The sequence below is a fragment of the Streptomyces armeniacus genome (assembly GCF_003355155.1).
Taxonomy (GTDB): Bacteria; Actinomycetota; Actinomycetes; order Streptomycetales; family Streptomycetaceae; genus Streptomyces; species Streptomyces armeniacus.
In genome coordinates, this window is the sequence record NZ_CP031320.1 from 5626799 (window position 1) to 5649303 (window position 22505).

The window sequence follows — 22505 nt, forward strand, 5'->3', positions numbered from 1 at the left end:
TCACCACACCTCTCCCTGCTTGCGCAGTGCTCGTCGGTAGATCAGCGTGAAGAGCGACAGCAGTACGAGGATGAGGACGCCCCAGGCGGCCGAAGTGGCGAAGTCGCGCGGGCTGTTCACGAACGAGAGCCGGTAGGCGTACGTCACCAGGATCTCGGTGTTGTCGCCCGGCCCGCCCTGGGTCAGCAGGTAGATCACCGGGAACATGTTGAACGTCCAGATGGTGCTGAGCAGGATCACCGTGCTGCTGACGGCCCGTACGCCGGGCAGCGTGATGTTCGTGAAGCGCTGCCATGGGCTGGCGCCGTCCATGTCGGCGGCCTCGTACAGCTCGTCGGGTATGGCCTGGAGTGCGCCCAGCATCGCGACGATCATGAACGGGACGCCGAGCCACACGTTCACGGCGATCACCGCCACCTTGGCCCAGGTGGGGTCGCTCAGCCAGGGCACGGCGTCGATGCCGCCGCCGTCCAGGACCTCGTTGAGGATGCCGTACTTCTCGTTGAACAGCATCTTCCAGGCGAAGACCGAGACGAACGCGGGGATGCCCCACGGCACGATCATCGCGATGCGGTAGAAAGAGCGCCCCTTGACCTGCCGGTTGAGCATGTTGGCCAGGGAGAGCCCGAGCAGGAACGTCACGCTGACGCAGCCGACCGTCCAGAGGGCGGTCCAGCCGAGCCGGTCCCAGAAGACGCTGTCGGAGAGGATCTCGGTGTAGTTCTCCAGGCCGACGAAGTCGTACGTCGCCGGGATCTCGTTGACGCCGATGGTGCGGGCGACGTTGGACTCGTCGGCGTCGGTGAGCGAGAGGAAGACGCCGCGGCCCAGCGGGTAGCCGATGATGAGGCCGATGACCAGCACCACGGGCGTGATCATCGCCCAGGCGTACCAGTGCCGGGAGAGCTGCCGTCCGAGCTGACCGGTCAGCGCGCGCCGCCGGCCCGGGGGGTTTCCGTTCTTCGCGGTCCCGCGGCGGCCGCGGCCGGAGTGGTGTTCTCCGTCCGCGGCCGTCTCCGCCGACCTGCCGGTGTCCACAGCCATGGGTGGGCAGCCCTTACTTGTAGTCCTTGAGCAGCTTGCGGAATTCGTCGCCGATCTTCCCGGCGGCGTCCTCGGGCTTGGTGCCGCCGAAGAGGACGGCGTTCATCTGCACCCGTACGGGCTCGAAAAGCGAGTTGGTCTCCGGGATCCAGGGCCGCTGGTGGGCCTTGTCGACGGCGGGCTTGAAGAACTGGACCATCTCGTTCTCCTTGACCGACGGCTTCTCGTAGACCGAGGCGCGGGTCGGCAGCAGGCTGATCTCCTTGGCGGTCCGCTCCTGGACCGCGGCGGAGCTCATGTACTTGGCGAACTCGTAGGACGCGTCGAGGTTCTTGGAGCCCGCGTACACGGAGAGGTTCCAGCCGCCCTGCGGGGCGGCCTGGCCGGCGCTGCCGCCGGGGACGGGGGCGACGCCGAGGTTGCCCTTGTCCTTGAACTGCTTGCCCTCCAGCGCGCCCGCGATGTCCCACGGGCCGTCCACGATCATCGCGGCGTCGCCGTCCTTGAACGCCTTGAGGCCGTTCTCCTGGCCGTTGTTGGCGTCGCTGCTCGCGGCGCCGGAGTCGACCAGGTCCTTCATCACGGCGAGCGCCTTGGCGCCGGGACCGTCGTCCACGGTGACCTTCTTCGACTTGACGTCGAGCAGGTCGCCGCCCTCGCCGTAGAGGTACGGGAGGAACCAGTACGGGTCGTCGCCGCGCAGGTAGAGGCCGGTGGCGCCGGTGTCCTTCTTGATCTTCCGCGCCGCGGACTTCAGCTCGTCGAAGGTCTTGGGCACCTCGACGCCCGCCTCCTTGAGCAGCTTCTTGTTGTAGAAGAGCCCGAGGGTGTCGGTGACCTGCGGCACGGCGTAGGTCTTGCCCTCGAACTTCGTGCTGCCGACCGGGGCCTTGAGGAAGTCGTCCGCGCCGTCCAGCGCGGCGGTGCCGTCGAGGGGCGCGAGATAGCCGAGGTTGGCGAAGTCCGCGACCCAGGCGACCTCGGTGCGCATCACGTCCGGTGCGCCGGAGTTGCCGCCGGCCGCGTTCTTGAACTTGGCGTTGGCGTCGCCGAAGTTCACGTGCACGTACTTCACGTCGACCTTCGGGTGCTTCTTCTCGAAGTCCTCGGCGATCTTCTTGTACGTGCCCTTCTCGGCGTCGTTCGAGGTGTCCCAGTAGGTGACGGTGCCGGAGATCTCGCCGTCCGAGCCCTCGCCGCCCCCGCCGTCGTCTCCGCCGCAAGCTGTTGCCGCAAGCGCCAGCCCCGCTATCAGGGCGGTGGCCCCTATGCCACGCCGCATGTCGTTCCTCCCAAGGTGTGCCCCCGGCGCCGTCGCAGGCGCCCAGATGCCGAGGAACGTAACAGCGGCGACACACTTCCGAAAGACCTTGCGGCAACTTTCTGCAAATCAGACCGCAACTCTTCCGCGCGGTCTCACCCCGCGCTACCTTCCGAGTTCATGAAGCCAGGAGCCCGGTCCCTCACCGCCCTCGCGCTCGCCCTGGCCGCGTCCGGCACCGCCTGCGGCGGGGACGGCGACGGCGGGGACCCGGGCGCCGTCTCGGGCGAGATCACCTGGTGGGACACCTCGAACGCGACGGAGGCGCCGGTGTTCGCCCGCCTCGTCGCGGACTTCGAGCGGAAGTACCCGGACGTCGAGGTGAAGCACGTCAACGTCCCCTTCACCGAGGCCCGCGGGCGGTACGAGGCCGCCGCGCGCACCGGCCGCGGCGTGCCCGACGTGCTCCGCGCCGACGTCGGCTGGACGGCGGGGCTCGTCGAGCAGGGGTATCTCGCCGACCTCACCGACACCCCGGCGCTGCACGAGAGGGGCGACTTCCTGCCCAGCACGGCCGCGGGCACGGCGCTCGAAGGCGGCGTCTACGGCGTCCCGCAGGTCACCGACACGCTCGCGCTGTTCTACAACCGGCGGCTGCTGGAACGGGCCGGTGCGGACCGACCGCCCGCCACCTGGCGGCAGTTGAAGGCCACCGCGGCCGATGTGGCGGCGGCGACCGGCGCGGACGGCATCGCGCTCAACACCGACCCGTACTTCGCGCTCCCCTTCCTGTACGGGGAGAAGGGCGGCATGGTCGACAGCGGCAGCCGCACCATCACGGTCGCCGGCGCCGCCTCCGTACGGGGTGCGACGACCGCCGCCGAACTCGTACGCTCCGGGGCCGCGCCCAGGCCGCCCGCGGGCGGGAAGGCGTACGACGCGATGCAGGAGGCGTTCAAGAACGGCGACGTGGCGATGATGGTCAACGGCCCCTGGGCGACCGCGGACGCGCTGTCCGGGCGGGAGTTCGCGGACCCGGAGAACCTCGGCGTCGCCCCGGTGCCGGCCGGTTCGACGGGCAGGGCGGGCGCGCCCGTCGGCGGGCACAACCTGGTGGTCTCGAAGCACGCCGGGAACTCCGGGGACTCCGCGGACGGCGGGGACTCCGGGGACGAGAAGGCCGACAGCGCCGACGCCGCACGGCACTTCGTCCGCTTCATGACGGACGCGCGGCAGCAGGAACGTGCCGCCGTACGGCTCGGTCTGCTGCCGACCCGCAAGAGCGCCTACACCCGGAAGGTGCTCGCGGACCCGGTGCGCAGCGCCTTCTACACCGCGCTCACCAAGGCGGTGCCGCGGGAGCCGCTGGCCCAAGGCCAGGCTCTGTTCGACGAGTTGGAGCCCGCCTGGGAGGCGGTCCTGCGCCGTACGGAGTCGCCGCGCCCGGCCCTCACCGGCACCGCCGAACGCTGGCGCGCGGAGCTGCTGTACGGCTACCGGATCGCCCGCTGAATCCCGTACGGCGGCGCTCCGCACCCCCCGTACCGCACCGTGTGCGCTGTGCAGCGTGCGAGTGCGCCCGGTACAGTCCGGACCGTGACCGCACGACTAGCTGACATCGCAGGCCAGGCGGGGGTCAGCGAGGCGACGGTCAGCCGTGTTCTGAACGGCAAGCCCGGCGTCTCCGCTGCCACCCGCGAATCCGTCCTCGCCGCCCTCGACGTGCTCGGCTACGAGCGGCCGGTGCGGCTGCGGCAGCGCAGTGCGGGCCTCGTCGGACTGATCACGCCGGAGCTGGAGAACCCGATCTTCCCGGCGTTCGCGCAGATCATCGGGCAGGGTCTGACGCGGCAGGGCTACACGCCGGTGCTCGCCACCCAGACCCCGGGCGGTTCCACGGAGGACGAGCTGACCGAGATGCTGGTGGACCGCGGCGTCGCGGGCATCATCTTCGTCTCCGGACTGCACGCCGACACCACGGCCGACACCCAGCGCTACGAGCGGCTACGCGGCCAGGGCGTCCCGTTCGTGCTCGTGAACGGCTTCTCGCCGAAGGTGCGCGCGCCGTTCGTCTCGCCCGACGACCGTGCGGCGATGCGGCTCGCGGTCACCCATCTCGTCTCGCTGGGGCACCGCGACATCGGACTCGCGCTGGGCCCGGAGCGGTTCGTTCCGGTGCAGCGCAAGATCGACGGGTTCCTGGGCGCCATGGCGGAGCAACTCGGCCTGGCCGAGCCGGAGGCGCGGCGGCTGATCGAGCACTCGCTGTACACGCTGGAGGGCGGCCAGGCCGCCGCCGGCACGCTTCTGGAGCGCGGCTGCACGGCCGTGGTGTGCGCGAGCGACATGATGGCGCTCGGCGCGATCCGGGCCGCGCGGGACCGCGGTCTCGCGGTGCCGCGCGACGTGTCCGTGGTCGGCTTCGACGACTCCCCGCTCATCGCGTTCACCGATCCGCCGCTGTCCACGATCCGGCAGCCGGTGACGGCGATGGGACAGGCCGCCGTACGCGCGCTGCTGGAGGAGGTGGGCGGCACCCCGGCGCCGCACAGCGAGTTCGTATTCCTCCCTGAACTGGTCGTTCGTGGTTCAACTGCCTCCGTTTCCACCTACTCCGGGCGCAGGACGGAAACTGCCGAAGACCCGACCGAAGGATGATCGGCGCGGCGCGGAAGTCTGGCAGACTGTTCCCCCATGGGGGCACCGACTGTGAGGACGAAGACAGCCCACCGGCCGGTCGCCGCGACCAACCCCGATGAGGAGAGTCGCGAGACCGGCCCGGAGGTAACGCAGACGCGCACGCACACGCGGACGCTCGTGCAGCGGATGAGAGCTCCTCGCAGACCCCGGATCTGGTTCGAGATCGCTCTGATCGCGGTCAGTTACTGGACGTACTCGCTGATCCGGAACGCGGTGCCCGAGCAGCGCGACTCGGCCCTGCGCAACGCCGACTGGATCTGGGACGCGGAGCGCGCCATCGGGCTGGGCTTCGAGCACTCGGTCAACCACGCCATGAACGGCGTGACCTGGCTCATCGTCTCGATGAACTACTACTACGCGACGCTGCACTTCGTCGTCACCATAGGCGTGCTCGTCTGGCTCTACCGCTGGCAGCCGGGCCGTTACGCCGCGAGCAGACTCGTCATCTTCGCCACCACGGGCACGGCCCTCCTCGGCTACTACCTCTATCCGCTGGCTCCCCCGCGGCTCATGCCGGACGCGGGCTTCATCGACACGGTGCAGGTGCACGAGACCTGGGGCTCGATGGCGTCCGGCAACCTCGCCGACATGTCCAACCAGTACGCGGCGATGCCGTCGATGCACATCGGCTGGTCGGTCTGGTGCGGCATCATGATCGCCACGCTCGCGGCGCCCCTCTGGGTGCGGGTTCTCGGCGTGCTCTATCCGCTGACGACCCTGTTCGTGATCGTCGCGACCGCCAACCACTTCTGGCTCGACGCCGTCGGCGGTCTGATCTGCCTCAGCTTCGGCTTCGCCGTGACCCGCCTCTGGTACGGGCGGCTGCCGGCCCAGATGCCGAGCCAAGTGGCCCTCGGCACGGCGGCCTGAGTCCGTACGGGCCGGTGCCGCACCGGAGTTGGCCGGTCGCACACCGTGGCCGTATCGCGTGACTGTGCGCCCGTACGGCGTGACCGTACGGGCGGACACCGTGACCGTACGGCCCGCGCGGCTCACGCCCCGTAGAACAGCCGCTCCATCACCGCGCGTGCCCGCCGCGTCGTCCGGCGGTAGTCGTCCAGCATCTCGCCGACGCTGCCGCCGGGCTCGCCGCCCTCCGTGCTCCCCGGCTCCGCCTCGTAGCCCAGGTACCGGCCCACGGCCGCGAGTTCGCGCGGCTCGGACGGGAAGGTGTCGCCGGGCCGGCCACGTACGAGCATCACGGCGTTCCGCACGCGGGTCGCCAGCAGCCACGCCTCGTCCAGGGTCCGCGCGTCGTCGCCGTCCAGCAGGCCCGCCGCCGCGGCGGCGGCCAGCGCCTCGCGGGTGCGCGTGGTGCGCAGCCCCGGCTCCGCCGCCGCGTGCCGCAGCTGGAGCAGCTGCACCGTCCACTCCACGTCGGACAGCCCGCCGCGGCCCAGCTTGGCGTGGGTGGTGGGGTCGGCGCCGCGGGGCATCCGCTCGGCCTCCATGCGGGCCTTGAGGCGGCGGATCTCGCGTACGGCGTCCTCGCTCAGTCCGTCGGCCGGATACCGCAGCGGGTCGATCAGCTCGATGAACCGCGCACCCAGCTCCTCGTCCCCCGCCACCGGCGCGGCGCGCAGCAGCGCGTGGCTCTCCCACGTCTGGGACCAGCGGCGGTAGTACGCGGCGTACGAGGCCAGGGTGCGCACCAGCGGGCCGGACTTGCCCTCCGGGCGCAGGTCCGCGTCGACGAGCAGCGGCGGGTCGGAGGCGGGCAGCTGGAGCAGCCGGCGGATCTCGTTGGCGACGGTGTACGCGGCCTTGGCCGCGTCCTCCTCGCTCACGCCCGGTCGCGGCTCGTGTACGAACAGCACGTCCGCGTCCGAGCCGTAGCCCAGCTCGTGGCCGCCGAACCGGCCCATGCCGATGACGGCGAAGCGGGTGGGCAGTTCGTCGCCCCACTGGTCGCGTACGGCGGCGCGGAGGGCGCCGGCGAGGGTGGCGGCGTTGATGTCGGAGAGCGCGCCGCCGAGCCGGTCGACGGCCGGCGCGGGATCCTCCGGCACGGGGCTGTCCTCGGTGCCGTACGCGCCGATGATGTCCGCGGCGGCCGTACGGAACAGCTCCCGCCGCCGTACTCCGCGGGCCGCCGTGACGGCCTGCTCCGGGCCGTCCGCGCGGCCGACCGCAGCCAGGATCTCCTGGGTCAGCGCTCTGCGCCCGCGCGGCTGGAGTTCGTGCGCGGCGGCGAGCAGGGCGACCGCCTCGGGGGCCCGCAGCAGCAGGTCGGGGGCGAGCCGGCCGGCGGACAGGACGCGCGCCAGGTTCTCCGCCGCGACGCCCTCGTCGCGCAGCAGCCGCAGATACCAGGGGGTCTTGCCGAGCGCGTCGGACACCTTGCGGAAGTTGAGCAGCCCGGCGTCCGGGTCGGCCGAGTCCGCGAACCAGCCCAGCAGCACCGGCAGCAGCGTCCGCTGGATCGCGGCCTTCCGGCTCACGCCGCTGGCCAGCGCCTCCAGATGGCGCAGCGCGGCGCCCGGGTCGGCGTAACCCAGCGCCTCCAGGCGCTGCTTGGCGGCCTTCGCGGACAACCGGATCTCGCCGGGGGCGAGTTGGGCGACGGCGTCGAGCAGCGGGCGGTAGAACAGCTTCTCGTGCAGCCGCCGTACGGAGGAGGCGTGCCGCTTCCACGCCTTGTGCAGCTCCGAGAGGGGCTCCGTGCGGAAGCCCAGCGAGCGGGCCAGCCGCCGCTGGTCCGCCTCGTCCTCGGGCATCAGATGCGTGCGGCGCAGCTTGTACAGCTGGATGCGGTGCTCCATGGTGCGCAGGAAGCGGTACGACGCGTCGAGCGCGGCGGCGTCCTGGCGGCCGACGTAGCCGCCGGCGGCGAGCGCGTCCAGCGCGGCGAGGGTGGTGGGGCTGCGCAGCGTGGCGTCGGACCGGCCGTGCACCAACTGGAGCAGCTGCACGGCGAATTCGACGTCGCGCAGCCCGCCGGGCCCGAGCTTCAGCTCGCGTTCCATGTGCGCGACGGGGATGTTCTCCACCACGCGGCGGCGCATCTGCTGCACGTCGGTGACGAAGTTCTCGCGCTCGGACGCCTGCCACACCAGCGGCGCCACGGCGTTCACGTACGCGGCGCCGAGCGCCTCGTCCCCGGCGACCGGCCGCGCCTTGAGCAGCGCCTGGAACTCCCAGGTCTTGGCCCACCGCTGGTAGTACGCGAGATGGCTGCTGAGGGTGCGTACGAGCGGCCCGTTCCGGCCCTCGGGGCGGAGGTTGGCGTCCACGGGCCAGATGGTGCCCTCGGCGGTGGTGTCCGAGCAGATCCGCATCATGCGGGAGGCGATGCGGGTGGCGGCCCGTACGGCCTCGCCCTCCGGGGTGCCGTTGTCGGCCGGTTCACCGACGAAGATGACGTCCACGTCGGAGACGTAGTTCAGCTCGTGGCCGCCGCACTTGCCCATCGCGACGACGGCGAGCCGGCAGGCGGCGGCGTCCTCCGGCGCCTCGGCGCGCGCCAGGGCGAGGGCGGCGCGCAGGGTGGCGGTGGCCAGATCGGCGAGTTCGGCGGCGGTCTCGGCCAGACCTGTCGTACCGCACACGTCGCGGGCGGCGATGGACAGCAGGCAGCGGCGGTAGGCGGCGCGCAGCTCGTCGGGGCCGGCGATCCCGTCGAGCGCGGCGACGAACTCCTCGACGCCCGGGTGCAGATCGGCCGCCTCGTACGTGACCAGCGCCTGCCAGTCGGCGGGGTGGCGGGCGAGGTGGTCGCCGAGCGCCTCGGACGCGCCGAGCACGCCGAGCAGCCGGTCACGCAGCGGCTTGGCGGTGAGCAGCGTGTCCAGCAGGGCCTGCGCGCCGTCGGTCGCTGTGCCCGTGCCATTCGCGGTCCCGGCGCCGTTCACCGGCCTCTCGTCCGCCTGCTCTGCCGCGAGCGCCTCCACCAGCCGCACGAGGCCGAACAGCGCCAGGTCGGGGTCGGCAGTCGCGGCCAGCGCGTCCAGAATGAGCGTGTCGTCCCGTACGGGCTCCAGGCCCGGTGTGTCCAGCAGCCCCACGGCGTCCGCCGGTTGCTGGAACCCGCGCCGCAGGAGCTGCCCGAACCTGCTGTCCCGTCGCCCGCCCTGCGCCACGTTCACGCCCTTTCCCGCTGTGCACCGGGCGCCTCGCGCACGCCTCCCGGCTGGTCCGTACTCCGCTCGCCGCCCATCATCACCGCGGCGGCCGCCTCACGTCGACCGGCTCGCCCGCCGCCTCAGCGGCACGCGCCCTCGGCCGCGAGGGGCCGTGCACCGCCCTCCGGGGCGCAGTGCCCGCCCGCCTCGTGGACGCAGGTGGACGCGCTGATGATGGTGTCGAGCCGGTCCCGGGTCGCGGCCAGATCGCTGATCTGCCGGTCGATACGGTCCCGTTCGGCCGTCAGCCGCCCCAGCAGCTCCGGTGTCACCTCGCCGGTGACGACGCACGGCAGGATGCCCAGGATCGTCTTGCTGGACAGGCCGGCGGCGTACAGCTGCTGGATCATCCGGACCCGGTCGACCGCGTACTCCGCGTAGTGCCGCTGCCCGCCGGGGCTGCGTTCGGAGCCGAGCAGTTGCTGGTCCTCGTAGTACCGCAGGGACCGCACGCTCACGCCGGTCCTGGCGGCCAGTTCGCCGATGCGCACCGCTCTCCACCCCTCGCTCTGTCCCCGGTCGCTGTGACCTGCGCGACAACGCTTGCCCCTGACATCAGTGTCAGGTTTTAGCGTAGCCGATGAACGGCCGCGCGGCCCCCGCAGCACTGACGCAAACCGAGGAGCGAACGCCATGACCAGTCTGTTCGACAGCCACCGGCTCGGCGCCCTGCGGCTGCCCAACCGGGTCGTGATGGCCCCGATGTCCCGGGCCCGCGCGACCGCGGACGGCATGCCGACCGCCTCGCAGGCGACGTACTACGCCCAGCGGGCCACCGCCGGGCTCATCGTCAGCGAGGGCGTGCAGCCGAGCCTCCAGGGCCAGTCCAACCCGTACACGCCGGGCCTGCACAGCGCCGCGCAGGCCGCCGCGTGGCTGCCGGTGACCGACGCGGTGCACGCCAACGGCGGCCGCATCTTCGCCCAGCTCATGCACGGGGGACGGGTCGGGCACCCCGAGGTCGCGGGGTACGTGCCGGTCGCGCCGTCCGCGGTACGGCTCGACGCCGAACTGTTCACCGGGCCCAGGGGGTTGCTGCCCGCGCCCGAGCCGCGCGCCCTGTCGACGCGCGAAGCCGCGGGCGAGGCACGGGTGTTCGGCGACGCCGCGCGGTACGCGGTCGACGCCGGGTTCGACGGCGTGGAGCTGCACGGCGCGAACGGCTACCTCATCCAGCAGTTCCTGTCGTCCAACGTCAACCGGCGCACCGACGCCTACGGCGGCTCCGTCACCGGCCGCATCCGGTTCGCCGTCGAGGCGGCGGAGGCGGCCGTGGACGCCGTCGGCGCCGACCGCGTCGGCATCCGGCTCTCCCCCGGCGGCCGGGTCTGGGACACGGCGGAGGACGACGTCCCGGAGCTGTACGCGGCGCTGCTCGACGCTCTCGCCGGGCTGGGCCTCGCGTACGTGCACGTGCTCGTCGCCACCGACGAGGACCTGCTGCTCGCGCTCCGCAAGGCGTGGCCGCACACGTTCATCGCCAACCCGGGCGGCCAGATCGGCCCGAAGCCGACCACGCGGGCAGACGCCGAGCACTGGCTCGGCCAGGGCGCGGACCTGGTCAGCTTCGGCCGCGCCTACCTCGCCAATCCGGATCTGGTCGAACGCCTGCGGACCGGGGCGCCGTTGAGCGAGGCCGACCGGGACACCTGGTACCAGGGCGGCGACACCGGCTACCTGGACTATCCCGCCTACGTGCACCGGCCCGCCGCGGCCTGACCGCGAACGGGGCCGGCCCGCGTACGGCTTACAGCACCGGCAGCGACTTGCGCAGCTCGTACGTGGTGACCTGGGAGCGGTACTCCTCCCACTCCTGCTTCTTGTTGCGCAGGAAGAAGTCGAAGACGTGCTCGCCCAGGGTCTCGGCGACCAGCTCGCTGCGCTCCATCAGCGTGATGGCCTCGCCGAGGTTCTGCGGCAGCGGCTCGATGCCCATGGCGCGGCGCTCGGAGTCGGACAGCGCCCACACGTCGTCGTCGGCGCCCGCCGGCAGCTCGTAGCCCTTCTCGATGCCCTTGAGCCCGGCGGCCAGCAGCACCGCGTACGCGAGATACGGGTTGGCCCCCGAGTCCAGCGAGCGGACCTCGATCCGGGTGGAGCCGGTCTTGCCCGGCTTGTACATCGGGACGCGGATCAGCGCGGAACGGTTGTTGTGGCCCCAGCAGATGTACGAGGGCGACTCGCCGCCCTCGCCGGCCGTCCGCTGCGATCCGCCCCAGATCCGCTTGTACGAGTTCACCCACTGGTTGGTGACGGCGGAGATCTCGCCCGCGTGCCGCAGCAGGCCGGCGATGAAGGAGCGGCCGACCTTCGACAGCTGGTACTCGGAGCCCGACTCGTAGAAGGCGTTCCGGTCGCCCTCGAACAGCGACAGATGGGTGTGCATGCCGGAGCCGGGGTACTCCGAGAACGGCTTCGGCATGAACGTCGCCTGCACGCCCTGCTCCAGCGCGACCTGCTTCATGACGAGCCGGAAGGTCATGATGTTGTCGGCGGTGGACAGCGCGTCGGCGTACCGCAGATCGATCTCCTGCTGCCCCGGTGCGCCCTCGTGGTGCGAGAACTCCACGGAGATGCCCATCGACTCCAGCATGGTGATCGCCTGCCGCCGGAAGTCCTGCCCGACGTGCTGCGGGGTGTGGTCGAAGTAGCCGGAGGAGTCGGCCGGGGTGGGCCGGGAGCCGTCCACCGGCTTGTCCTTGAGCAGGAAGAACTCGATCTCGGGATGGGTGTAGAAGGTGAACCCGAGGTCGGAGGTCTTGGCGAGGGTGCGCTTGAGCACGTAGCGCGGATCGGCGTACGACGCGGAGAGGTCCGGCATCAGGATGTCGCAGAACATCCGCGCGGTGCCGGGCGCCTCCGCGCGCCAGGGCAGGATCTGGAACGTGCCCGGGTCGGGCTTGGCGATCATGTCCGACTCGTAGACGCGGGCGAAGCCCTCGATCGCGGAGCCGTCGAAGCCGATGCCCTCGTCGAACGCCTGCTCAAGCTCGGCGGGCGCGACGGCGACGGACTTCAGAAAGCCGAGGACATCGGTGAACCAGAGCCGGACGAACCGGATGTCGCGCTCCTCGAGCGTGCGGAGCACGAATTCCTGCTGCTTATCCATATCCACCATCCTCGCTGGTCAAGCCGCCCGTTGCGACGCCTCGGCACACGTCGGACACGTCGGGGCACTCGACCATCCCACCACACGTTTTCCGGAGTGTTACGGCCCCGCGCCCGTAGCGGCCCGCGCACGCCGACCGTACGCGCCCCCGTGCCGGCCTAGTCCAGCCGGTCCGCCTTCGTGAGGGCGGCCGCCAGGCGCTCGACCACGGGCGCCCAGCCGCGGTAGCTGCACCGCTCCTCCATCGCCCAGGGGACGGTCTGCCCGGCCTTCACGGCGGGGAGCCCGGCCCAGACCGGCTTCTTGGCCAGGTCGTCCGGGGTGAGCGCCTGCGAGCGGTTGTCCAGCATCAGCAGGTCGGCGTGGTACTTGTCGGCGTTCTCCCAGCTGAGGAACTCCCAGAAGCCCCACTTGTCGCTCTTCTTGCCCTCGACGAACTCGACGCCGAGGTCCTTGAAGTAGTGCAGGTCGACATACGAGTCGGGGACGGCCACGTACATCTGCTCGGCGTCGCCGGTCATGGCCAGCACCTTCAGGCCGCCCTTCGCCTTCGCCGCGTCCCGCAGCGTCTGCTCGGCCTTGCGGAACCGGGCCTTGGCGGCGGTGGCCTTCTCCGCCTTCAGGTCGGCGCCGAGTGAGGCGGCCAGCTCCTCGTACCTCTCGAGGGGGTCGAGCAGGGAGGTGCGCGCGAAGCTGATGCCGAGGGTGGGCGCGAGACGGCTGATCTTCTTGCTGGACTCGGGCGGCACGAACCACAGGTCGGGCGACGGGAACATGTTGCTGACGAGCAGGTCGGGGCGGAGCTCCGCGTACTTCTCGATGTTGAAGTCGCCGAACGCCGTGCCGAGGCTGGTGAGTTCGGCGGTCTCGAGGTCGCCCGCCTGCGGGTTGGGCTTGCCGTTCAACGGCTCGCTCGGGCCGAAGATGCCGACGCACTCGACGCCGTAGTCGTACAGCGCGGCGGCCGAGCTGACGAACGCGACGATGCGTTCCGGCCGTTGGCCGGCCTTCAGCTTCTTGCCTCGGTCGTCGGTGAACTTCCAGGGGCCGGAGTCGGCGCCCTTCGCGCCGGAGCCGCCGTCGTCGCCGCCGCAGGCCGTGAGGAGGGCGCCGAGCCCGAGGGCGCCGCCGGTGGCGAGCAGTCCGCGCCGGGACAGGGGTGTGCTGGGAAGGGAGTTCAACGCCGGAGCTCTCTCTCGGTACGGGTGGGGGGCGCATCTCGTTTAGGTAAGGCTAACCTCATCCGGATGCCGGCGGGTAGTGGCCTGAAGTCGCCCCTTCCCCGGCCGCCGCGGGACGGCGCGACAAGGCGCGGCACTGCACGGCTCGGCACTGCGCAGAGCCCGTACGGAACGCCCGGCCTGCCCGGATAGGCCCGCTCTAGGGCGCCTTAAGCGGAAGTCGAGACCCTGAGCCGCCCTGGCCAGACTTCCGCAGCACCGGAGGAGCGCAAAGTGAACGCTCAGGAGAACACGGCGAAGCTCGTGTCGTTCATCCAGGAGAACCTGCTCACCGAGGACACGGACCTCGTGATCGACGAGGCGACCCCGCTCATGGAGCTGGGCATCCTCAACTCCCTGAAGACGGCGATCCTGCTCAACTACATCAACCACGGGCTCGGGCTCACGGTCCCCCCGGAGCGGCTCAGCGCGGCCAACTTCCAGACACCGCGCACCATCGCCGCGATGATCGACGATCTCGCGGCCGCCGCGAAGAGCTGACGGAGGAATCATGGAACCCGATTTCGATGCCGCGATCATCGGCGGCGGCCCGGCCGGCTCGGCCATGGCCTCGTATCTCGCCTCCGCAGGACTGTCGGTGGCCGTGTTCGAAGGGGAGATGTTCCCGCGGCCGCACGTCGGGGAGTCGCTCGTGCCCGCGACGATGCCCGTCCTGGACGAGATCGGCGTCATGGACGACATCGAGGCCGCCGGCTTCCCCAAGAAGTACGGGGCGGCCTGGACCTCGGCCGAGCACCGCGACGTGCCGCACAACGGCTTCACGGGACTCGACCACGACTTCCGCGCCGCCGAGGTCATGTTCGTGGAGCGCGACCAGCCCGGCGTACACCGCGAGCACACGTACCACGTCGACCGGGCGAAGTTCGACCTCATCCTGCTGAAGCATGCGGAGAAACAGGGGGCGCACGTGTTCCCCCGTACGCGCGTGCTCAAGGCGGACTTCGACACCGACCCGGACAGCGTCACGCTCAACTGCCGGATCGGCCCGCGCCAGGTGGACTTCACCGCCCGCATGGTGATCGACGCGTCCGGCCGGCAGACCATGCTGGGCAAGCAGCTGAAGGTGAAGGTCGCGGACCCGGTCTTCAACCAGTACGCGGTGCACACCTGGTTCGAGGGGCTCGACCGCTCGGCGATGGCGACCGGCCCCGGCAAGTCCGACTACATCTACATCCACTTCCTCCCGCTCGAGGACACCTGGATGTGGCAGATCCCCATCACCGACACCGTCACCAGCATCGGGGTCGTGACCCAGAAGGAGCGGTTCAAGGCGGCCAACGCCGACCGGGAGAAGTTCTTCTGGGACACCGTCGGCAGCCGGCAGGACCTGCTCGACGCGCTGCGGAAGACCGAGCGCGTCACCCCGTTCAAGGCCGAGGGCGACTACAGCTACGCCATGCAGCGGATCTGCGGCGACCGCTTCCTGCTGATCGGCGACGCGGCACGGTTCGTCGACCCGATCTTCTCCAGCGGCGTGAGCGTCGCGCTCAACAGCGCGCGGCTGGCGGCGCGTGACATCGTCGCCGCGCACAAGGCCGGGGACTTCCGGAAGGCGCGGTTCGCGGCGTACGAGGACACGCTGCGCCGCGCGGTGAAGAACTGGTACGAGTTCATCTCCATCTACTACCGGCTGAACGTGCTGTTCACCGCGTTCGTGCAGGACCCGCGGTACCGCATCGACGTGCTGAAGATGCTCCAGGGCGACTTCTACGACGGCGAGGAGCCCGTCGCGCTCAAGGCGATGCGGGACATCGTGACCACCGTGGAGAACGACCCCGAGCACCTGTGGCGCCCGTACCTCGGGACCCTGCGCGCCCCGTCCGCGGCGCCCAGCTTCTAGGCCGCGCGGCCCGGTTCGGCCCGGCCCCCGGTACGGCCCTCAGTACGGCCCTTCCCGACCAGCCCCCCACACACGGACCCCCGCGGTCCGGGCGTGCCCGAACACGCCGACCGCGGCCCGGCGTTGTGTGTGCCGGACCGCGGTCGGTTGTGGTGCGGTCGTCAGACCACCCGAGAGTCACTCAACTCGTGTGTCACTCGACGATGTTGAGCAGCTTGTTCGGGGAGCCCTCGCCCGGGTTGCCGACGACGTCAGAGGAAGCACCCTCGACCAGAGCCGTGGAGACGGCCTCGGGCGTGGCGTCGGTGTGGCCGCCCAGGTACACGGCCGCGGCACCCACGACGTGCGGGGTGGCCATGGACGTACCCGAGATGGTGTCGGTCGCGTCGTCACCGGTGTTCCAGGCCGCGGTGATGTCCACGCCCGGCGCGTAGATGTCGAGGACCTCGCCGTAGTTGGAGAAGTCGGCCTGCGCGTCGGTGTTGTCCGTGGCGCCCACCGTGATGGCTTCCGTCACCCGCGCGGGCGAGGAGTTGCCGGCGTCCGAGCTCTCGTTGCCGGCCGCGACACCGTAGGTGACGCCCGCGGAGATGGAGTTGCGCACGGCCTCGTCCAGAGCCTCGTCCGCGCCACCGCCGAGCGACATGTTGGCCACCGACGGGCCGTCGGCGTTCTCGGTCACCCAGTCGATGCCCGCGACGACGCCCTCGGTGGTGCCGGAGCCCTGGTCGTCGAGCACCCGGACGCCCACGATGTCGGCCTTCTTGGCCACGCCGTACTTCTCGCCCGCGACGGTGCTGGCCACGTGCGTGCCGTGCCCGTTGCCGTCCTGGGCCTCCTCGTCACCGTCGACGGTGTCGATGCCGTCCGTGGCACGGCCGCCGAAGTCCGTGTGCGACTTGTGGACACCGGTGTCGATGATGTACGCGGTGACACCCTCGCCGCCCGAGTCCGGGTAGGTGTACTTCTCGTCGAGCGGCAGCTCGGGCTGGTCGATCCGGTCGAGGCCCCAGTTCTCCGGGTTCGGCTGCTCGCCGGATATGGTGTGCTGCTGGTTGGCGAAAACCTTGTCGACCGCGGGGTCGGCGGCCAGCTCGCGCGCCTCCTGGGCGGACATGGAAGCGGAGTAGCCGTTCAGCGCGTGGCTGAAGGTCCGCTTCACCTTGCCGCCGTGGTCGGCGACGACCGACTTGCCACTCGCCGAGTCCGCCTTGAACGCGGACTTCTTCAGGGTGACGATGTAGCTGCCCTTGATCGCGGTCTCGGACTTGGCACCGACGACCGTGCCCTCGGCCGGAGCGGCGTTGGCGGTGGGCAGGGCGACGACCGTACCGATGGCCGCCGCGGCGACTGCGGCGGAGATGCTGACGGCGAGCTTCTTACGCTTTACTGCCATATCGCAAAGTCCTTCTCGTGTGGGGGTAGCGCTGTGTGGGGGCGCATGCAGATCAGCCAACCGCATTCACCGGCGAGTAACAAGAGGCCCCGAGAAACGGGCAATTGGGTTTTCTGTCAGCAATACGGGGCGACTCGCCCTGGTGCGTTTCCGCCCCCCGTACGGGCTCAGCCGCCGCCCGTGGAACCCGCGTTGGGCCGCTCCCCCGAACGCTCCGCCGCCCGCTCGTTGCCCGCCTCCACCCAACCCTGGCTCGCGGCCCGCAGGCCGAGCTGGAAGCGCGTGGTCGCCCCGAACCGCTTCATCAGATTGCGCAGCCGGCGCTGGAACGTACGGTGGCTGATGCCCAGCTGACGCGCCATCACCTGGTCGGTGAGACCGGTGCTGAGCAGGGCGAGCAGCCTGCCGTCGTCCGGTTCGGGCCCGTCCGCGGAGCCGCCCGAACGCTCGGCGAGATGGTCGCTGAGCGGCAGCGCGCCCGCCCACAGCACCTCGAAGAACTCGCACAGCGCCTCCAGCAGCCCCGAGGGGTGCACCACGACGCTGCTGGCCACCTCGTACGGCGCCGCGCGCAGCGGGATCAGCCCGAGCCGGTCGTCGGCGATCATCATCTTCGTGGGCGTGCCGGCCATCACCCGGGCGTCCTCGCCCAGTTCGGCACAGGCCTCGATGTCCATGTCCAGGCGGTGGAAGGTGGCCAGGCCCTCCATGTCGTAGATGACGCGGTAGCCGACGCCGCGGCGCATCGTCTGCTCCTGGAGCGGCATCATGCCGGTCTTCGGATCGCGCCGGTCCGGGCCGCTGTTGACGTACGGGGGCCGGTCGATGCCGCGGATCTGCCGCCGCGCGCTGCGCTGCAGCTGGTCGACCTGCTGGATTACCGCCGCCCGCCCGGTGACGATCTCCACCAGGTCCGTCGGGTCGCGGGCGTCGCTGTTGGCGCGGAACCGCGCGGCCAGCTGCTGGACGTGCCGGCGGGCGCGCTGCAGCTCCTCCTCGCGGGTGGCCAGGAGTGTGTCGAACGCGACATCCGGCGACACGGGAAGATAGCGGTCCGGATCACCGCGGGAACCGGCGACCCGTTCGACCAGGTTCAGCTCCTGCAGCGTGCCCAGCGTCGCCCTGATCCGGGTGGCGGGAATCCCGAGTGAGGAACGGAGCTCGGGGACTGTGAGTGCCCCGTCCACAAGCGCCTCGTAGGTCTGCTGCTGTACGGGGTCAAGATCGAGCGCCTCCAGCATGAACGCATCATCTTCGTGGTGGCGAGTTCGCGTCAATGTCGTAACTCCGCCAGGTGACGGCGTCACCCCGTCATGGGGCGGCCACCGCGCGGACAGCCCGTACGGAAGTGCGCCGGGAGCCCGTACGGGGTGCGCGGTCCGCTCCGCCCCCATCGCGTCAGTAAGACGATTACAGTGGAGACGTGCCTCAACTACGTCTCGCCCTGAATCAGATCGACTCCACCGTCGGCGATCTCGACGGCAACTCCGCCGCCGTCGTCCACTGGACGCGGCACTCCGTCCAGCAGGGGGCGCACCTCGTGGCGTTCCCCGAGATGATGCTGACCGGCTACCCGGTCGAGGACCTGGCGCTGCGCCCCTCGTTCGTCGAGGCGAGCCGCGCCGCGCTGCGCGCGCTGGCCCGGCGGCTCGACGCGGAGGGCTTCGGGGACACCCCGGTCGTCGTCGGCTATCTGGACCGCGTCGAGCAGCCGCAGCCCCGCTACGGGCAGCCCGCCGGCGCCCCGCAGAACGCCGCCGCGGTGCTGCACGGCGGCGAGGTGGTGCTGACGTTCGCCAAGCACCACCTCCCCAACTACGGCGTCTTCGACGAGTTCCGCTACTTCGTGCCGGGCGAGACGCTGCCCGTGGTCCGGGTGCACGGCGTGGACGTGGCGCTGGCCATCTGCGAGGACCTGTGGCAGGACGGCGGGCGGGTGCCCGCCGCCCGTACGGCCGGTGCCGGGCTGCTCCTGTCGGTCAACGCGTCGCCGTACGAGCGGGACAAGGACGACACCCGGCTCGACCTCGTACGCAAGCGGGCGCAGGAGGCGGGGTGCAGCACGGCGTACCTGGCGATGATCGGCGGCCAGGACGAGCTGGTCTTCGACGGCGACTCGATCGTGGTCGACCGGGACGGCGGAGTGATCGCGCGGGCACCGCAGTTCGAGGAGGGCTGCGTCGTACTCGACCTGGAGCTGCCCGCCGCGGGCCCGGTGCCGTCCGGCACGGTCGACGACGGGCTGCGGATCGACCACGTCACGCTGTCCGCCGAGCCGCTCGCGCCGTACGAGCCGGAGGTCACCGGCAGCGAGGCGCCGCGCCTGGAGGACGACGAGGAGGTCTACACCGCGCTGGTCGTCGGGCTGCGCGCGTACGCCGCGAAGAACGGCTTCCGCTCCGTGCTCGTCGGCCTCTCCGGCGGCATCGACTCGGCGCTGACCGCCGCCATCGCGTGCGACGCGGTCGGCGCGGGCAACGTGTACGGCGTCGCGATGCCGTCCCGCTACTCCTCGGACCACTCCCTGGAGGACGCGGAGGAGCTGGCGCGGCGTACGGGGCTCCAGCTGTGTACGGTGCCGATCGGCCCGATGTTCGACGCGTACATGGAGTCACTCGCCCTCACCGGCCTCGCCGAGGAGAACCTCCAGTCGCGGCTGCGCGGCACCATGCTGATGGCGCTGTCCAACCAGGAGGGCCACATCGTGCTGGCCCCGGGCAACAAGTCCGAGCTGGCCTGCGGCTATTCGACGCTCTACGGCGACTCGGTGGGCGCGTACGGGCCGATCAAGGACGTCTACAAGACGACCGTCTTCCGGCTCGCGAAGTGGCGCAACAAGGCGGCGGCCGAGCGCGGCCACACGCCGCCCGTCCCGGAGCGCTCCATCACCAAGCCGCCCAGCGCCGAACTGCGCCCGGACCAGCGGGACACCGACTCGCTGCCCGACTACGACGTGCTGGACCGCGTCCTGGAGCTGTACGTCGACCAGGACCGGGGCCGGGACGAGATCGTCGCGCGCGGCTTCGACGCCGAACTGGTCAACCGCGTGCTGCGGATGACGGACAGCGCGGAGTACAAGCGGCGGCAGTACCCGCCGGGCACGAAGATCTCCGCGAAGGGCTTCGGCAAGGACCGCCGGCTGCCGATCACCAACCACTGGCGCGAGACGGGCTCCTGAGCGGAGCGGGACAGGGGCGGCCGTACGGTCGCCCCCTCCCGCTGTGTACGCGCCTCTAGCTGTGTACGCGCTCGGCGGAGGCCGCGGCCGGCGCGGACTCGCGCGGTCCGGTGCCGGGCGCGCGGGCGACGACCCGCGAGACGGAGCCGGTCGCGGGCTTGTCCAGCATCCCCGCGAGCAGCGCGACGCCCAGCCCGGAGGCCGCCAGCACGGCGCCCACCAGCATCGGCGAGGTCCAGCCCCAGCCGGCGGCGATGGCGACGCCGCCCAGCCACGCGCCGCCCGCGTTGGCGAGGTTGAACGCGGAGTGGTTGGACGCGGACGCCAGCGTGGGCGCGTGCCGCGCCTTCTGCATGACGAGCATCTGCAGCGGCGTGGTCGTCATGAAGCCGACCGCGCCCAGCACCGCGACCATCACCAGCGCGGCCCACCGGATCTCGACCACGGCGTGGAAGACGAGCAGCGCGACGGCGAGCGAGCCGAGCCCCCCGTACAGCGTGGGCCGCAACGCCCGGTCGGTCAGCGGTCCCGCGGCGAGCGCGCCCAGCGTCATGCCGATGCCGAACAGCGCCAGCACCAGCGTCACGGAGGACTCGGCGAGGCCGGTGACCTCGGTCATCATCGAGGCGAGATAGCTGTACACGGCGAAGACACCGCCGAAGCCGAGGACGGCGGTCAGCAGCCCGAGCAGCACCTGGCGGTCGCCGAGTGCGCGGATCTCGTGCCGTACGCCGCGGTGCTGCTCCAGCGGCAGGTGCGGTACGAGCGTGGCGAGCGCCACCATCGCGGCCACACCGATGGCCGTGACCACCAGGAACGTCGCCCGCCAGCCGAGCGCCTGGCCGAGTGCGGTGCCGGCGGGCACGCCGACGATGTTGGCGACGGTCAGCCCCAGGAACATGGTGGCCACGGCGCGCGCCCGCCGGTCCTCGGCGACCAGCCGCGCGGCGACGACGGCCCCGACGCCGAAGAAGGCGCCGTGCGGGAGCCCGGCCAGCAGCCGGCCGGCGAGCAGCGTGCCGTAGCCGGGCGCGAGGGCGGAGGCGAGGTTCCCGGCGACGAAGACGCCCATCAGCAGGACGAGCATCCGCCGGCGCGGTACGCGGTTGCCGAAGGCGGTGAGGAGCGGCGCCCCGAGGACGACGCCGACGGCGTAGGCGGAGACGAGGTATCCGGCGGTGGGCACCGACGTGTCGAGGTCCTCCGCGACGTTGGGCAGCAGGCCCATCATCACGAACTCGGTCGTGCCTATTCCGAAGGCGCTGATCGCGAGAGCGAGCAAGGCCAGGGGCATGGCGGTGGAACCTTTCCGGCAGGGTGGAGCGACAGTCACGCGGGAGGGGAGCGAGCGGTGTCTGCACGCGCGCCGACGCCGTCGTCGGGCCGGGTGGGCCGCTCTCAATATGTTCTCAGACTGAACAAAGTCTACAGGGTCCCGTGCTCCCGGAAGAAACCAGCGTGTTTCGCGCGGGCGAACACTTCAGAGGCGTACGTCACAGGGGCGCGGCAGGGACCCGTACGGGAGCGGCTCGCGCGTCAGAGGTTCACTGACGCCGCCACCGGCAGGTGGTCGCTGCCCGTCGCGTCCATCGTCCACGACGACGCCGGGTCGACGCCCTTCACCATGATCTGGTCGATGCGCGCCATCGGGAACGACGCCGGCCAGCTGAAGCCCATCCCGTCCCCGCTCGCGCCCTGCGTCGAGCGCAGCTGCGAGGTGACGGGCGCCAGCGCGCGGTCGTTCATCGTGCCGTTCAGGTCCCCGAGCAGGATGACGCGCCGCACCGGGTCGGAGGAGATCCTGCGGCCGAGCATCCGCACGCTCTCGTCCCGCTTCCCGGCAGTGAAGCCGGAGCGGAACTGCACGCGTACGGACGGCAGGTGCGCCGCGTAGACCGCGACCTCGCCCTGCGGTGTCCGTACGGTCGTGCGGAGCGCGCGCTTCCAGCCCATGCCGATGTCGACGTGCTCGGAGTCCTTCAGCGGGTAGCGGCTCCAGACGCCCACGGTGCCCTGCACGTCGTGGTACGGGTACGCCTCCGCGAGCTCCTCCTCGTACGTGCGGACGCGGCTGCCCGCGATCTCCTCCAGCGCGATGACCTCGGCGCCCGAGCCCACGAGTTGGCGCGCGGTGCCGGCCGGGTCCGGGTTGTCCGCGTTGACGTTGTGCGTGACGACCGTGAAGTCGCCCTCCGGTCCGGTGCGGTCGGACACCAGGCCGCCGAACAGGTCCACCCAGACGAGCGTCGGCACCAGCAGCGCGGCGAGCGCCGTGACGGAGCGCCGGATCAGCGCGCCGACGAGCAGCACCGGCACGAGCAGACCGCCCCACGGCAGGAACGTCTCCCACAGCGAGCCGAGGTTCCCGAACGCGTTGGGCACCTCCGCGTGCAGCAGGAGCGCCAGGCCGAGCAGCAGCGCGACGGCCGCGAGCAGCCAGCCGCGCCGCCACATGCCCTCGCCGCGCCAGCCGCCGAAGGCGCTCCGCAGCCGCTCGGCGGCACCGCGGGGACGTGGTGGCCGGCCATCGACAGAATCCGCGGCCTCCGTGGTGAACACCCGTGCCATGCGCCGTCCTCAATTACCGTGCTGCTGACTGAGGAACCATAGGTGAC

Annotated in this window: 17 protein-coding genes; 7 read left to right on the forward strand and 10 right to left on the reverse strand. The window is 71.3% G+C overall.

Annotation, left to right across the window (positions count from 1 at the left end; translation table 11 throughout):
* Window positions 1-1044, reverse strand: a complete 1044-nt coding sequence (locus tag DVA86_RS24505; RefSeq protein ID WP_208881481.1) for a carbohydrate ABC transporter permease — start codon at window positions 1042-1044, stop codon at window positions 1-3.
* A gap of 13 nt (window positions 1045-1057) precedes the next feature.
* Complete coding sequence (locus DVA86_RS24510; protein ID WP_208881483.1) at window positions 1058-2326, reverse strand: extracellular solute-binding protein; 1269 nt, start codon at window positions 2324-2326, stop codon at window positions 1058-1060.
* A 159-nt stretch (window positions 2327-2485) separates the two neighbouring features.
* Here DVA86_RS24510 and DVA86_RS24515 point away from each other — a divergent pair, with 159 nt between their 5' ends.
* The 3 genes from DVA86_RS24515 (at window position 2486) to DVA86_RS24525 (ending at window position 5875) form a co-directional block, all read left to right on the forward strand.
* The gene (locus tag DVA86_RS24515; protein ID WP_208881485.1) at window positions 2486-3817 is read left to right on the forward strand and encodes an extracellular solute-binding protein; all 1332 of its coding nucleotides are present in this window, start codon (window positions 2486-2488) and stop codon (window positions 3815-3817) included.
* 84 nt (window positions 3818-3901) lie between these two features.
* Window positions 3902-4963, forward strand: coding sequence for a LacI family DNA-binding transcriptional regulator (locus tag DVA86_RS24520; RefSeq protein ID WP_208881487.1), 1062 nt, complete (start codon window positions 3902-3904; stop codon window positions 4961-4963).
* 168 nt (window positions 4964-5131) lie between these two features.
* Complete coding sequence (locus tag DVA86_RS24525) at window positions 5132-5875, forward strand: phosphatase PAP2 family protein (protein WP_245997073.1); 744 nt, start codon at window positions 5132-5134, stop codon at window positions 5873-5875.
* Between the two features lie 122 nt (window positions 5876-5997).
* On the opposite strand, the gene DVA86_RS24530 is transcribed toward DVA86_RS24525, so the two are convergent.
* Entirely contained in the window at window positions 5998-9090 is a 3093-nt protein-coding gene (locus DVA86_RS24530; RefSeq protein ID WP_245997076.1) for a bifunctional [glutamine synthetase] adenylyltransferase/[glutamine synthetase]-adenylyl-L-tyrosine phosphorylase, read from the reverse strand.
* Between the two features lie 116 nt (window positions 9091-9206).
* Window positions 9207-9617 carry a MerR family transcriptional regulator gene (locus DVA86_RS24535; protein ID WP_208881491.1) on the reverse strand — a complete coding sequence of 137 codons (411 nt, stop codon included), beginning with the start codon at window positions 9615-9617 and terminating at the stop codon, window positions 9207-9209.
* A 142-nt stretch (window positions 9618-9759) separates the two neighbouring features.
* Between DVA86_RS24535 and DVA86_RS24540 the strand changes: the two genes are divergently transcribed.
* The gene (locus DVA86_RS24540; RefSeq protein ID WP_208881493.1) at window positions 9760-10845 is read left to right on the forward strand and encodes an alkene reductase; all 1086 of its coding nucleotides are present in this window, start codon (window positions 9760-9762) and stop codon (window positions 10843-10845) included.
* A gap of 28 nt (window positions 10846-10873) precedes the next feature.
* On the opposite strand, the gene glnA is transcribed toward DVA86_RS24540, so the two are convergent.
* A complete protein-coding gene (gene glnA, locus DVA86_RS24545; RefSeq protein ID WP_208881494.1) occupies window positions 10874-12235 on the reverse strand; it encodes a type I glutamate--ammonia ligase in 1362 nt (453 codons plus the stop codon).
* A 158-nt stretch (window positions 12236-12393) separates the two neighbouring features.
* Window positions 12394-13416 (reverse strand): ABC transporter substrate-binding protein, encoded by a 1023-nt coding sequence (locus tag DVA86_RS24550; protein WP_245997079.1) that lies wholly within the window; start codon window positions 13414-13416, stop codon window positions 12394-12396.
* Between the two features lie 273 nt (window positions 13417-13689).
* Between DVA86_RS24550 and DVA86_RS24555 the strand changes: the two genes are divergently transcribed.
* Together DVA86_RS24555 and DVA86_RS24560 are read left to right on the forward strand one after the other, a co-directional pair.
* The gene (locus DVA86_RS24555) at window positions 13690-13956 is read left to right on the forward strand and encodes a phosphopantetheine-binding protein (protein WP_208881496.1); all 267 of its coding nucleotides are present in this window, start codon (window positions 13690-13692) and stop codon (window positions 13954-13956) included.
* A 10-nt stretch (window positions 13957-13966) separates the two neighbouring features.
* Complete coding sequence (locus DVA86_RS24560; RefSeq protein ID WP_208881498.1) at window positions 13967-15316, forward strand: NAD(P)/FAD-dependent oxidoreductase; 1350 nt, start codon at window positions 13967-13969, stop codon at window positions 15314-15316.
* A gap of 193 nt (window positions 15317-15509) precedes the next feature.
* On the opposite strand, the gene DVA86_RS24565 is transcribed toward DVA86_RS24560, so the two are convergent.
* Window positions 15510-16712: a S8 family peptidase gene (locus tag DVA86_RS24565; protein ID WP_208881499.1), complete on the reverse strand. Its 1203-nt coding sequence runs from the start codon at window positions 16710-16712 to the stop codon at window positions 15510-15512.
* A gap of 167 nt (window positions 16713-16879) precedes the next feature.
* On the reverse strand, window positions 16880-17953 hold the full coding sequence (locus tag DVA86_RS24570; RefSeq protein WP_208881501.1) for a helix-turn-helix domain-containing protein: 1074 nt from the start codon (window positions 17951-17953) through the stop codon (window positions 16880-16882).
* Between the two features lie 182 nt (window positions 17954-18135).
* Between DVA86_RS24570 and DVA86_RS24575 the strand changes: the two genes are divergently transcribed.
* Entirely contained in the window at window positions 18136-19890 is a 1755-nt protein-coding gene (locus tag DVA86_RS24575; protein WP_208881503.1) for an NAD+ synthase, read from the forward strand.
* A gap of 55 nt (window positions 19891-19945) precedes the next feature.
* On the opposite strand, the gene DVA86_RS24580 is transcribed toward DVA86_RS24575, so the two are convergent.
* Window positions 19946-21184, reverse strand: coding sequence for an MFS transporter (locus DVA86_RS24580; protein WP_208881505.1), 1239 nt, complete (start codon window positions 21182-21184; stop codon window positions 19946-19948).
* Window positions 21185-21426: 242 nt separating this feature from the next.
* Window positions 21427-22344 (reverse strand): endonuclease/exonuclease/phosphatase family protein, encoded by a 918-nt coding sequence (locus DVA86_RS24585; protein WP_425470998.1) that lies wholly within the window; start codon window positions 22342-22344, stop codon window positions 21427-21429.
* Window positions 22345-22505 lie beyond the last annotated feature (161 nt).